The sequence below is a fragment of the Candidatus Endolissoclinum faulkneri L2 genome (assembly GCF_000319385.1).
Taxonomy (GTDB): domain Bacteria; phylum Pseudomonadota; class Alphaproteobacteria; order Thalassobaculales; family Thalassobaculaceae; genus Thalassobaculum; species Thalassobaculum faulkneri.
Window position 1 is genome coordinate 1,344,283 of the sequence record NC_019566.1, and the last position, 15,596, is coordinate 1,359,878.

The 15,596-nt window shown below is 29.9% G+C and carries 5 protein-coding genes; 4 read left to right on the top strand and 1 reads right to left on the bottom strand.

The annotated features are described in order from the left end of the window. Window position 1 precedes the first annotated feature (1 nt). The 3 genes from A1OE_RS03875 to lpdA all read left to right on the top strand — a co-directional run bounded on the left by A1OE_RS03875 (window position 2) and on the right by lpdA (window position 6,297). Window positions 2-2,869 (top strand): 2-oxoglutarate dehydrogenase E1 component, encoded by a 2,868-nt coding sequence (locus A1OE_RS03875; RefSeq protein ID WP_015089134.1) that lies wholly within the window; start codon window positions 2-4, stop codon window positions 2,867-2,869. Between the two features lie 143 nt (window positions 2,870-3,012). After that, the gene (gene odhB / locus A1OE_RS03880) at window positions 3,013-4,245 is read left to right on the top strand and encodes a 2-oxoglutarate dehydrogenase complex dihydrolipoyllysine-residue succinyltransferase (protein WP_015089135.1); all 1,233 of its coding nucleotides are present in this window, start codon (window positions 3,013-3,015) and stop codon (window positions 4,243-4,245) included. 645 nt (window positions 4,246-4,890) lie between these two features. Beyond that, a complete protein-coding gene (gene lpdA, locus A1OE_RS03885) occupies window positions 4,891-6,297 on the top strand; it encodes a dihydrolipoyl dehydrogenase (RefSeq protein ID WP_015089136.1) in 1,407 nt (468 codons plus the stop codon). Window positions 6,298-8,111: 1,814 nt separating this feature from the next. On the opposite strand, the gene rpmG is transcribed toward lpdA, so the two are convergent. After that, the gene (gene rpmG, locus A1OE_RS03890; RefSeq protein WP_015089138.1) at window positions 8,112-8,279 is read right to left on the bottom strand and encodes a 50S ribosomal protein L33; all 168 of its coding nucleotides are present in this window, start codon (window positions 8,277-8,279) and stop codon (window positions 8,112-8,114) included. A gap of 2,737 nt (window positions 8,280-11,016) precedes the next feature. Here rpmG and A1OE_RS03895 point away from each other — a divergent pair. Next, window positions 11,017-12,357 (top strand): SagB/ThcOx family dehydrogenase, encoded by a 1,341-nt coding sequence (locus A1OE_RS03895; RefSeq protein WP_044283305.1) that lies wholly within the window; start codon window positions 11,017-11,019, stop codon window positions 12,355-12,357. Window positions 12,358-15,596: the final 3,239 nt, after the last annotated feature.

Consider the following 15,596-nt stretch of genomic DNA (forward strand, 5'->3'; position numbering starts at 1 on the left):
AATGTCTATAGAATATCAAGACTGCACATTTTTGAACAGCGCTAATGCTTTGTTTATATCCGAGCTTTTTGCAAAGTATCTTGAAAATAATGCCACAGTAGACAGTAGCTGGCGTCAGTATTTTGATCTACTTAGAGATGATGTAAAAGTAGTTAATATGGATTTACGTGGTCCAAGTTTTGCAGCTCAAACAGCGAAGATTATTGGTGCATTTGACTCTAGCGTATCAAAAAAAGATCCAGACAGAGCAACTGTTGCTTCTCCCCAACAGACCGATAGCGCACTTGATCTCTCACGAGATTCATTACGTGCTATTATGATTATCCAAGCTTATAGAATTAGCGGTTATCTGAAGGCTAATCTTGATCCACTAGGTTTGAAGAACTCAAATTTACATCCTCAACTTAATCCTGAGACTTACGGATTCACAAAAAACGACTGGGATCGACCAATCTTTGTTAATAAAATGCTTGGCTTAGAAACAACAACTCTAAGTGAGATAATAAACGTTTTAGAAAACATTTATTGCCGTTCTATTGGTGTTGAATTTATGCATATTCAGGATTTAGCACAAAAAACTTGGATTTTAGAGCAAATTGAGCAACCACGGCGCAGAATAAATTTAACATCATCAGATAAAAGATTTATTCTGCGCCGTATTACGGCTGCCGAGAGCTTTGAAAAATTTCTTGCTGTAAAGTATGTTGGAGTTAAACGTTTTGGGCTTGATGGTGCTGAGAGCTTAATCCCAGCCCTTGAACAAATTTTAATACGAAGCAGTCAGCTTGGGCTAGAAGAAGCGGTATTGGGCATGCCACACCGAGGACGTTTAAACGTACTTTGTAACTTCATGAACAAGCCTTTCCGAGCTATTATTTCAGAATTCTTAGGTAACTTGGAATATACGCATCAAACCGGTGATGTTAAATATCACATGGGCTTTTCTACTAACCGCACATTTGATGGAATCAATGTACACTTAACTTTAAACTCTAATCCATCGCATCTCGAAAGCGTAAACTCAGTAGTGCTTGGTCGTGTTCGAGCGAAACAGGAGCAAAGAAAAGATAAACTTCGTCAAAAGGTAATGGGCATATTAATGCACGGCGATGCCGCATTTGTGGGTCAAGGAGTAGTAGCAGAAACATTGGAATTATCTGAATTACGCGGATATAGCACTGGTGGCACAATTCATATCATCATAAACAATCAGATTGGATTTACTACCGATCCCAAACATGCTCGCTCATCCTTTTATCCTACAGACGTAGCTAAGATGATCCTTGCACCTATCTTTCACGTGAACGGCGACGATCCAGAAGCTACGGTTCGTGTAGCTAAAATAGCAGCAGAATTTCGTCATAAATTTAACGCAGACGTTATCGTTGATATAATTTGTTACCGACGTTTTGGGCACAATGAGACCGACGAGCCGCGATTCACTCAACCACTCATGTATGAAAAGATTTGTCAACATGAGACTACTCGTGAAATTTATATTAAAGAATTGATCAAGGAAGGCATTTTAGGTAAGCAAGAAGTAGATAACATTCTTGCCGAAGAAAAATCTTATCTTGTGCAAGAATTTGAATATGGCTTAACCTATAAGCCAAGAAAGGTAAATTATCTAGAAGGTGCATGGTCTAATTTAAAAACCGCTTCTGCTGAGACTAGAGGATGTAGTACAGGAGTTGACATCAAAGAGCTACAGCGTATTGGAGCCAAGTTATGTGATGTGCCTAAAGGATTTAACCTACATAGTAACCTTAATCGCTTTATTGCAGCTCGCAAAAAAGCGATCACTACTGGCAAAGGCATAGACTGGTCTACGAGTGAAGCACTTAGCTTTGCTACTTTACTAACAGATGGATTTACGATTCGCTTATCTGGGCAAGATAGTCAACGCGGTACATTTTCCCAGCGTCATTCGGTATACATAGACCAAAAAACTGAAGAAAGCTATATACCATTAAATAATATTCAGGAAAAACAAGCTAGTTATGAGGCTATAAATAGTCCTTTATCAGAAGCTGGTGTGCTTTGCTTCGAATACGGTTACAGTCAAGCGGAACCAAATACACTTACCTGCTGGGAGGCTCAATTTGGCGATTTTGCCAATGTCGGACAAGTCGTCATGGACCAATTTATCACCTCTGCTGAGGCAAAGTGGTTAAGAATGTCTGGACTGGTACTAATGTTACCCCACGGCTATGAAGGTCAAGGACCAGAACACTCATCAGCACGCATAGAGCGCTTCTTGCAGCTTTGCGGTGAAGACAATATGCAAGTAGTAAATTGTACTACACCTGCAAATTATTTCCACGTATTGCGGCGCCAAATGTATCGCAACTTTCGTAAACCGTTGATCATTTTTACACCAAAATCGCTACTGCGGCACAAAATGGCGGTGTCAAAAATAGAAGAAATTAGTGGTTTAACTACTTTTCGTCGAGTGCTTTTTGATGAAAAATTAATGTGCGAAGATAATGAAGTAAAACGAGTCGTAATATGTTCAGGTAAGGTATATTATGATCTTTACGAAGAACGTCAAAAGCGCGGCATCAACGATATTGTATTTATGCGATTAGAACAAATGTATCCATTTCCCAGCAAAATGATTTTAAGCAATCTTTCTCGCTTTCCTCAAGCCGAGGTTATATGGTGCCAGGAAGAACCTGCAAATATGGGTCCATGGACCTTTGTTGACCGTCGCATAGAAGATGTATTAATTGAGATAAATGGCATGTATAAACGCCCACAATATGTTGGTCGTCCAATATCGGCTTCACCTGCCACTGGCAGCGCTATTCAACATACAAATGAACAAGCTGCTCTGGTTGACAAAGCGTTAACTCTGAATATTAAATAAACTACATAAAGTATAAATCATGTATAATAAAGTGATAATGTGAAACTTTGGAGAATCCCTATACTAAATTAGTATGAATGATTTTAACTATCTATGCAGCTTTACTGATTGATAATAAAATATAAAAAGGACTAAATATAGCTATGGCAACAGAGATTAAGGTTCCAGCACTCGGGGATTATGTCTCTGAAGCGACAATTGCAAAATGGATTAAGTCGCCCGGAGATGTCGTCAACGCCGATGAGCCTTTATTAGAGCTTGAAACGGATAAAGTTACTATAGAGGTTAATGCACCATCAAACGGCATCCTAACAAATATTAGCGCTAAAATTGGGGACAAGGTGAAGGTTAATGCGGTGCTTGGCATGATTGAACAAAATATATCCCATTCTATACGAAAAGATGAATTAAAACAAATTGTTGTACAACAAAAAAATGATGTTCCGGTACTACCTTCTTCTCTTGCTACTAATAATTTTGAATTAAAAAGTATGTCTCCTGCGGTGCGTAAATTAGTTGAAGAAAACAATCTAGATCCAACAAGGATTACTCCTACTGGCAAAGATGGCCGATTAATTCGGAAAGATGTGCTACAAGCGATTGCTGCAGGTACAGCGAAACGTGCATTTATCAATAGTGTATCAATAGCAGAGCAAATACCGCATCGTCCGGAAAATCCTCGCGAAGAACGCGTGAAAATGACAAGACTCCGTCAGGTTATAGCAAATCGTTTAAAGGAAGCTCAAAGTACTGCAGCTACATTAACTACATTCAATGAAGTTGATATGACGACAGTAATGAATTTGCGCAAACAACACAAAAATAGCTTCGAGAAGAAGCATGGTGTAAGACTTGGCTTTATGAGCTTTTTCGTTAAAGCTTGCGTTCATGCCTTACGCCAGCTTCCCGTTCTTAATGCCGAAATATATTATGATGAAATTATTTATAAAAACTTTTTTGATATAGGTGTTGCTGTTGGTACTGCTACAGGTCTGGTAGTGCCAATATTGCGTGATGCTGATCAACTTTCTTTTGCTACTGTTGAAAAGACTATATATGAACTTGGCGTAAAGGCACGCGATGGTAAGCTTTCTATTAATGAAATGCAGGGCGGCACTTTTACTATATCTAACGGTGGCATATATGGGTCTATGATGTCTACTCCGATTCTTAATCCACCTCAATCCGGTATTCTTGGTATGCATAAAATCCAGCCCAGACCAATAGTGATTGGTAATTCTGTTGAAATACGTCAAATGATGTATCTAGCACTGAGTTACGATCATAGGATTGTTGATGGCCGTGAAGCTGTCACTTTTCTAGTTAAAGTCAAGGATGCTATTGAAGATCCAAACCAGTTATTACTAGACTTATAAATTATTAAGTATTATCCACAAAATTTAGCTGTTTTAATCTATTTAGTAACGTTGTGCTATCATTTCACTGAAATATGCTCTTGCAGTAAATTACAATCCTTGTTTAGACTAGTTTTGAAGCAAAGTAAATTTATTATATAAATATATTCTATTCATTTAATTTAAAAACTATGTTTATACTTTAAGTTATTGGTAAATAATTTTTAAAAATTTTAATTTATTAATGCTGATACACTATTTGCTGTCTTTGCTTGAATAAAAAATTCAATAAAATACTACAAACAAATAATTTAATGGCTTGTGTTAGGTAATGGCGTTAGATTTTCTGTTAATTAATTATTGATTTAATTGTCATTGCCTAGTGCTAAAATCTATAAAGTATTTTTTACTTTTAAAAGATTATTTTATAACTTAGGCTGATCATTGAAAGAACTTTCAATTAGAAATAATAAAAATTACATTCAATTTTTGAATTAATTACTAAATTAACTTAATATTATTATTACTGGTTAAGTTATGATTAGATAGATTATATGTAAAATAACACTTCACGATACTTTATTTATTGTAATATTTTTAGTTTATTTTTAATTTATCTTAATGTATTTATACTTTCTAAGTAGATAACCCAAATTAGGAGCAATCATGTCTATTGACTATGATATTGTCGTTATTGGATCTGGGCCAGGAGGTTATGTTGCTGCAATCCGAGGGTCACAGCTTGGATTAAAGATTGCTTGTGTGGAGCGACACAGATCACTTGGTGGAACTTGCCTAAATATTGGATGCATACCATCCAAAACTTTGCTAAATGCTTCAGAAAAATATTTAGAAGTCGAGCAACGATTGGATCATTTTGGCATTGAAGTGTCACCTCCTAAGCTCAACATAAATAAGCTTATGGAAAAGAAAACTGAGATAGTTAACAATCTCACTGAAGGCATAAAATTTTTGTTTAAAAAAAATAATGTTGACTGGCTGCAAGGAGTTGCTAAAATCACTGAACCGGGTAAAGTGGAAATTGTCACTCCAGGTGGTGATAAAAAGATCGTTAAATGCCACAATACCTTGATTGCAACTGGTTCAAAAGCGATTTCGATCCCAGGTATTAAAGTTGACGAAAAGCATATAATTACATCTACTGGCGCACTGAATTTAACATGTGTGCCTAAACAATTAATCGTAATTGGGGGTGGTGTAATTGGCTTAGAATTGGGTTCAGTGTGGAAGAGATTTGGTGCTAAGGTAACCGTTGTTGAGTTTCTGGATCGTATTATACCTACTATGGACCAAGAGCTAGGTAAGCTATTTAAACGCGCTATGGAAAAGCAAGGCATAGATTTTAGGATGTCAACAAAAGTTACTCAAGCCAAGCTTAACAATAATCATGTTAAGCTAACTATTAAAAATACTACAGGCAAAACTACCGAAGAACTAAATGGCGACGTAGTGCTCATAGCTACCGGTCGTCGCCCATATCACAAAGGCTTAGGCTTAGAAGATGTACGGATAAAATGCGATGAATATGGATTTATTAAAGTTGATCAAGACTTTCAAACAAACATAGACGGCATCTACGCAATCGGTGATGTTATTAATGGTCCTATGCTAGCTCATAAAGCTGAAGAAGATGCTATTGCTGTCGTAGAAATTATAGCTGGGCAATCAGGAAAGGTGAACTATGACTTAGTTCCAAAGATCATTTACACATGGCCAGAAGTAGCTTCTGTTGGCAATACAGAGGAACAATTAAAAGAATCTAAAATTGAATATCATAGGGGTGTGTTTCCATTTTCTGCTAATAGCCGTGCACGAGCAAATGTTGATACTGAAGGACAAGTAAAAATCCTAGCAGATAAAAACACACACCAGGTTCTTGGCGCTCATATTATAGGGCCAAATGCTGGTACGCTTATACACGAAATTTGTGTAATTATGGAGTTTGGAGGTGCAGCAGAAGATATCGCACGCATATGTCATGGCCACCCCACTTTGAACGAAGCGATCAAAGAAGCAGCTATGGCTATAGCTGATCAAACAATTCATATTTAAGATAAAGTCGATTATTTAAATTGACTATTTTATTTTGTAAATATATTTTCGCACGTATTTATATCTTAATTTTTTATTAATAAATTAAGATTATGCCTAAAAGAAGATTTTTTTTTGGCTTTTAATTTTAATCTAATCTTTAATATTACGATGATCAGTGAAACTACAATCGCTAAATTGTAATTGAGTAAAGCAAGTTAAATATAATAAAAGAAATGATTTTAACTATTTCATGCGCTTAACTAGCTTAATTACCTAAGCAATATTTCTAAATTTTTGGAAGGTTAATTGTTTTATAACAATGTAGATATCATTCTTGATATTCTTTAACTGGTTTAAAAGTATAACCATATGCCATTTTAATTTTATTAAATTAGCTTATTTATATCTAACATATAGTTTTAACTAACTATTACAGCTCAATCCTTAATTGACCATGAGGTATTTAATTCAGTAATAGTCAATAATATAATTTACACTCTTTTGAGCAGCGCTATTTTAATAAAATATTTTATTTATTATTTTTCATTAGAAAATAATCAGCTATTTAGTTAGCTACCTAAGCATAGCAGGAAGATTATTTAATGCTAGGATAAATAGATATATTTATTATTTAGCTAATGTACTAGTTCATAATGAAGTTGTTTATCTAATAATTTTTATATCAAAACTTATTTAGGTATAGTTATTAATAATTACTCTTACCAGTAAACCTTTAAAAAAAACTTAGAAAAATTAACATATGCTTAATATTTCTCTGAAATTAGATTAAGCAGTTAAGATAACAAGCACCAAAAAAAATTAATAAAATTATGTTTGGATCCGAGAAACATAATTTTAGATAATATAGTTGTACTATTAGCTTTAATGGAAAAGAAAAAATTTACCCATAGTTAACTAAAACTACATCTAAATTTTAGTATAAAAACTAAAATACATTGTTTGACATTCCTGCAGTATTATTTTTTCCGTGAAAATCAATTGCTAATTAGCAGTTGAGGATTTTACTTTCCACAAACTATATAGATAATGCTTATTGCATTAAGAGCACTTATGGAGCAAAATTCAGTATATTAACACTTTAACATATTTTAAGTAATATTACTGCTGCATTATTACTATTGATTTAACAGCTAAATTACATGATTTCTGGATCCGCTGTTAATCTTTTCAGCAATCTAATTACCCCCATAAAAAATATTTCTTGCTTATATGGAATTATAAGCTTATGAATCATTACTTCAATAAACAAAATAACCATAATACAATGGATCGAGAGATTAGGAATATATCAAGTTAAGCTATACCTAATCTAAGCTTAACTAATTTTCCAAATCATTTTTATAAAATTCCAATAGATTAAAAATTTAAAGGATATTAATTAAAACAGTTTATATAATAAAAAAATCTTTTACTATCTTCAAATACTATAATAAATATAATCAAGGTAACATCTATTTTTCATAAATAATATTTTCTATATTATGTACTTTAATAGGTCAATAAGCAAATATAATACTTATTTCTCTTAGTCTTAATAATCTTAATATTATACTCAAGCTAGTTTTTTGGCCTAAGTTTAATCAACTAATCATTACTTTTACCAAACCAAAAGCTAATATTATAAATTATATAGTTTTATTCAATTATGAATAAATTGACTAATCAATATCATTGATTAAACGCTTTTACACAAAGAATCAATTGCTGATTTTATTTTCTATACATAATAAAGATACTAATTCTTATTGAAATTTATAAAGATTAACTTTTGTTTAATTGCATTAATAAATAAAACTATCCTGATAATTAGCTTATTTTATATGAGATTCTTTGAATAAAACATGTTTGCGTATAACCGGATCGTATTTACGAAACTTAAGTTTTTCCGCTTTTGTACGAGGATTTTTCTTAGTAACATAAAAATAACCAGTATCAGCTGTACTAACCATCTTGATCAAAACGGTTGTAGTTTTTGCCAAATCATTTCTCCTTCATCTCTAATATGATCTGTAAATAGCTAAAAAGCACACAGATTCAAAAATTTTTCCTGTATAATTTTGTATACTTACTTAAAGAAGTGGCACTACACGCATTTTATACAATATACTTATTAACTAGATTACGTAGTATTAAGTAGATTTTACTCTAGAATGTTAAATTTTACATTTTGTCAGTTAAAGCAAATGCCCTTGCTAAGGTAGCTTTATTTAGCAAGTGAACTTCCAATTAAAAAATAATTTTTAAACTGTAAATATATAAAATACCCTTACACTAAATAATAATCAAGTAACATATAAATAATACAATAATAAAATATATTTCTTTTTTTGCTAAAAATCTTATTTATCTATAGTAAAGAATATCTCAAAAAATTTGTATATTAGATACATATTCAATTAACTATTTCGCAAAAAAATTTTTGAAAAAATCTTAAGCAATAAATCAGTAGATTTATATTCTTTCAAAGAAAAGATCTATTGTTATTGAAATAAATATTTAGCTAACCATAAACTAACTATTATTTAACTAGTATTAGATTTTTTAACGAAAAAATTAAAAACCAGACTATAACTATGGTTATAGTAAGCACACTGTTAAATAGGAATTTAAAATAAAAATATGTTTAAAAATTATTTACACTAAATAAGTACAATGAGGTTAAATTAATTTTATTTTTTTATATAAAAAATTGTTTTGATAATTGAACCAAAAAACAATTTTTTGTATTGTTTATACATCAAACAAAATATTATTTCTAAATGATAAATGAGAGAGTCAATAAGAATAAAATTAAGCTATAACATAAACCATTTTTACATAGTAAAATTATCTTTTTTTTTGAAAAAGCCCAACTATGCAATATTTTTGATGCAAAAATTCGCTACATCACTCTAATTATTATACTAATTTTTACTAAAGCTAAAAATCAACAACTTGAGGTTGCAAATTATCAGATAATTAATGCTTTTAACAACCCAAGTATAAGTAAAAATTCCTGATAAACATCAGCCAATCTCCTTTCCTCATGACTAAATTTCACAGTAAAAATTAAAGAGTTAGTATATTAATACTGTTATTGTATGCAGAATATTTGCTAGTAAACTTATTATTAATTATCTACTTATGATTCAACATACGCGAACTATACAAAATATTTATAGTATCAAATAAAGTAAGAAGAAAAATATTTACTCTCTATTACACCAGGGATAATTAATAGTACATTAAAAAAACAAAAGTACTATTTGCTTTGTAGTCATAGTTAACGTATGCTCAATATGCTTTACTAATGTGTTATTTTGTACTCCAGGAGAGTATTTTATCTTTTTTGCTTTTCTTATTAAATTCGAGTACTGTCCTCCCAGCTAACTAACTTTATTAGGATAAAAATCGATAATACAATCTTGATAACAATAAATTTAAGTTTAAATTTTAATTTAATTTAATGCTTCCTGCCACTAAAGCAAAAAAGATTTTTTATTAAATCTCTTTCTACCAACTTCCGCAAAAATGTAATGATCAAGTGATTAAAACTCATCGATATGCCGATAGTTTTACATATTAAAAATATATTGATTTCAAGCAAAATGAAGATTAGTTCGATAAAAATAAAGTAATAATATTTTTTCAGGAGTTTTTGCGATCAAATTTGTATTTGACTTAATAAATAGTACGTTTTAGCTAATTAAAATAAATATTATTTAATGCACAGATAATAATCATTTTTATTGTTTGTAAAATATAGCTAAAAAAATAATTGAGCATTTTATATTATACAATACAAAGCCACTACCGCTATAGTTGGTATTTATTTTTGCGCATTTTTTTTGCAACTACTTAATTCTGTAGAATTATTTTCAGCAACTATGTTGTTTATTACAGAAAGGATACTAAAGCTAGATTAAAGATCTCATAATTACTGGGAAAATACTCTGCTAAAGGTTTGGTTAAATTTACTAAAGATAAATAATATTTTTATTAAAACTTACAAATATATTAAGGCACGTTGTTTTTTTTAATCCCCAATAGCAAACCTATAATTAAACTTTTAGCATAAAATTATGTAAATTTTTAACCACTTTAAAAGTTCTTAGCAAATTTTACTACTAGTAAGGAAGATTTAATAAAACTCAGTGCTTAAAGTAAAATAAACTTATACTATTGGTACATAGTATATCTAACGCATAACAAAATTAAAACTTAATTTCATCTTTATATTACTTTAAAGGAAAGTGGCAATATTGAACTAAAGTACAATTAAATAAATAACCGAGATGAAAAATTAAGCTTTTAAAACGACTAAAAGATATTTTTATTTATTTTAATATTGATTTAACAAAGCAAGATCTATACTATAGATGCTATAATCTTTTTTAACAAATTAAGCTATTAGCTACGGAGTGCAAATAATATCTATATTACTGACAAAAGAAGAATAATTTTAGTAAATAAAAGTAAAATTAATTAACTTAATAATTTAAAGATATAACTAATTAAGGTTTAAAAAATAAGGATAACTTATCTCGTGAACAGTACAACGAGAAAAGTATAACATCAGACAATATATTTTTCTATAGCATAATGTTAAATAAAATTGTCTTCGTTGCGGCCGTAATAATACTGCTTTACCAAAAAAAAAGTATTATTACAAATTGGCTAACATTAACCTTTAAACATTATCCATAGCCTCAACAATTACTAAGAGTAGTGATGTTAATGACAAATACTTTATCGGATAGCGACACACGTATATCATTACGAATTAATCAACCAAGTGCTTCGTTACAAAGAGATGGTTTACGGATTATTATCGATACTGGGAAGAAATCACCAGATGTTCTTGATATGCAAAATCAACAAATCACTAATTTGATAAGTTTACTTGCTCAACCGCAAGGTATAGATGAGCAAACACTTGTAGCTTCACTAGATGATGCTAAGATTTATAATGCTATCGAATGGCTAAGTTGCCGATTATCTTTAAGCTGGGAACTAACGAAAGAAGGAAAGCCTATAGCACATGCTACAACAATAACTAAAAAATTTCAATTAGAAAAACCAAGCGGAGAGCTTGATCCCGCATCACATCTACGTCGAGCAGATGATGGTGACATGAAATTTCCTGTTATTTTTTCCTGCCCTGGGCTTAGCTATCACATTCGTCTATCCATTGAGGGAGCGAAATTGGCATCTGGTCTTCTGGCAAGTACTATATCTTACGAAAACAAAGCACTAAATGATTTTTTGCTACGCTGTGGAGCAGCGGGTGGATCATTAGTAACTCGTAATTGGGCTTTTGCTGACCAGGTTATGCATGACTCATCTCGTCCACGAGACGACGGTCGAAAAATTTCGATCATACCTACAAACAAAATTCAAGGACTTCCAGTGCCTGAATGGCGCCGGATAGATTCTACTCGCTTACCTAATAGATCTATTGCGGAGATATTTGCAAAAAGACGCTCGTTACGTGATTTTTCTCTAAAGCCTCCAAGTGCAACGACATTACGCTTGTTGCTGACACAAACACTTGCTTTTCAAAAAGTCAGATGTCTCGGTGCATCTCGTTGGGTTGAAAGAGCCTTTCCTGCTGCTGGTGGTCTTGGAGAACTTATTGGATATTTGGCTGTAAGAAATGGTGAAGATTTAGAAGTTGGTCTTTATCGTCATGATCCATTGTTAGATCAACTTAACCATTTAGGCAGTGAAGCAAGTGCTATGTATCGATTGTTTGATGGAGCCTCAACAGCGATGATGCGTTCAAACAATCCACCACCTGTGATGCTTATTTTAGCTTCTCGAGTTGACCTTCTTGTTCAGAAATACGGTGCACTGGGTTATCGCCTAGCTCTACTTAATGCTGGTTCAGCAGCAGCTACAGTGGAGCTAATGGCAAGTGAAATTGGTTTAGGAAGCTGCTCGCTAGGTACAAGTGAAGTACGTACCCTGACTACTTTAATCGACCGCAAAGATATATCAGATATCACAGGAGGTTTTATAGAAACTCCATTGTTAGAAATATCCATTGGACTAAAAATCCATGATGATATAGAATAACATATTTGACCTTGTATTCCTTCTACTGCTTTATTTTCAGAGAATTTACAATGCGTAATAGACTAAAAATTCGTTATGGCCAGCAAAAGAGCAAAAAGCTTTTATAGCACGCTGACGGGATTAAAAATTTTTTTCTAAAGAGTCTTTTTATTTATCTTACGCAACATTGGCCATAATTGATTATAACTATAGTGTTAAGCATTATAAATTGATTATGCTTAATCTTGATTGTTACACTTTAGTTAAAATATACGTTCTATGCTCATATTAGTCTGGCATAAATTTAGTTTTTGTTATTATAAATTTAACTATATTTTAAATTAAGTACTTGATTTTCTTTCAAGCAAGTTTCTATTGAAACTAGCTTGTATTAGCAAATAGAAAAGTAGATTGTTGTATAATATAAAATATAATTTGACTAAAAATTTTATACATTTAATAAATTCATGGTATAACTATGATGCTAGTGCAAGCTGGTGGAATATTTTTATTTTAAGATTAACTAAAAACTGACTAATTTAGAAGTTTTTACATGCTATCTTTAAAACAACACATTAGCAAAACAATTGATAACTAATCAAATTGTTTTACATTAGCTGATAAGTAAATGATTAATTTTTATTAATAGAGTAAAAATACATAATAAATATACTAATCTAGTATCATTAAGCTTTTTAAAATTTCTGCCTTAATGATCAATATATATATAATAAATTATTTAATGCTTACCTTATTTTTTCCTTACGGAGAGAATAAACTTAATTAGCTATTATTTACGATGATAGGCTTACTAAAACATAGGTTTACAATACTAAAAGTAAATAAATTATATTTTTATTCCTATTGATAATAAATATAAAAGCAATTTCAAAATAATTGATTATCATTAAATAAAATTAATAATTAATCCAAATTTTATTTAATGATATTAAGTTTTTCCATTTTACATTATATACTTATTATATCTATTCAATTTCATTCATAACTAAAATAAAGAATTTGATATGAAATCATAGCGATCCGTAAAAGTAAAAATTATGTTATCTCAAGAAGGAATCTATAATGCAAATCTTGCTTTTGCATCAATGCGTAATATTTTAAGAGTTATTCAAAAATTAATTCATTTAATTAAATTATTGTATCTATCAAGTTAAATAAATAATATTCAAATTGTTAAAGTAATTTGATATTGTTAAACGATAAATTTGTCGATTTCCTCATAAATAACAAAAATATCTTTCTAGTTTATCTAAACAATTAAAATTGATTGCTATTAACGATAAGTAAATTTACTTTTAGTTTAATATATATGTTAGTTATTATCTCAATATAGCTTAGATATACAACTATTTACTTTTACGTTTGCTGTTATAGCTTAATTAATTGAATTTGTAAATCAATTAATTAAGCTAGTATACAAGAAAAAATAGTAAAATTAATAACTACCGAGAGTACAAAGAATAAAGAAAATCCAAGTAAGTTAAATACTTATAAATATTAAGTTTATATGAAAAATATACCTGTATAAATGTCAAATACTATCATCTCTAAAATAATACTATTTAATTATTTTTATTTATCGCTTAAACAGCTAATTTTGATTCACAACAATAATAAAAACACAAGCACTAGTTAATATATTGAACCTATAGCTTATCATTCATTATCAATGATAAGCTATAGGTTCAATAATGGAAAACTATTATATAGTTATTCACATACAAACTAATTACAAAAAGGGAATGTAATCAATATTTTATATTTTGATAGAAATTATTTAATTAAATTAAAACTTATTATATGATAGCTTAAATAAGCAAATATAAAACATTTTGGTTAAGTAATAATTTTAATTATTATCTTTATTTTTGTCTATTTTGCGTACAATTTAGCAAAATTTTTGTTTAATTTTTTCTAAAATGGACAGTTATATTAAATAAAGTAGATTACTATTCAGGCTCATTATTTTACAGAACTAAAATTTTCTCAATAAACATTAATACTAAATAAGATTAATAACTATACTTAATTGACATAATCATTGAATATTTTCATTCTTTCACTTTTATTGGATCAATCGTTAAAGTCATTAAATAAATGTTAACATGTCCTGGCCATTTTTACTCTAGCTTCAAAAGTAAAGCTACTTTAGCTTAAGTTACTAAAAAAAATGAAAAATTTAAAGCATAAAAATATATAAAACAGTTCGCTCAATTATAATTGACTTTTATATATAAAATAAATGGAAATATCTTTCAGCTTCAAGTCAATGATATTAAATTTGGCGGATTCGTAATTATAATTTATGATAATCACAATGATTACCATAAAACTAATGCCACCTCATGTAGTTCATAGCCTATGATAAATTTCAATTTTCATCGCATTATTTCTTACAAAGTAAAAATACCATTCTTATAGAAATTTCCATGGCTGCAATTAACCTTAACTAGAAATTATTTAAAATACAAAATGTATTAAATAAGCGGTTAATTAATACCTTTAGCATTGGTAAATTGTTAATTAAGGTTAATCTAACAGTAAAGATGCGGAGAATATCTTTTATATTAATGTTCTTTTTTTTACATAATTTCACATTCGTATCTACACAACATTCGTTCAAATGCGAAGGCATACCTTGCTAATAGCATTTTCAAGTACATATATTTTTCAAGTTTTTTATTGAATAACAGATATCATTAAGAATTAATTACCAATTAGCAACAATGTTTTTGCTAGAAGCCACTTATTGCTTAATTACAATGAGTAATGCGTATTTTTAACGATCTTTTGAATGTTTCTAAAATGTTAGACTATAAATAAAATTGACTGACTAATTTAGTTACGATTATCTATAGCATAATCTAATCTACTACCACTTTAACAGCAAATATTATTTTAATAGTATTTTATGAAAAGCTAAGTTTTATTATATTGAATTCGTTTAATCTTTGTTGCTCGAAAAGTTTAAAGATGTATTTTTTTCACAATATTTGTATAATATAAGTTATACAAGGCAGCAAATTTTTTCTAGAATTGCTGTTTATTAAAGTGAGCTTTACTGGCTTTATAAATAAATTAACAAAGGCTAAATTTAGCTTATTTAGATAACAAAAGCTTAATAAGCGATTAAGATACTAAATCTTTAATGTAAATAATATTATTATCATTAGAATTGAACTAAAGTGCAATAAGTGTTAAACAAAATATCACAATGTACATTTGATATTTTGTTTAAC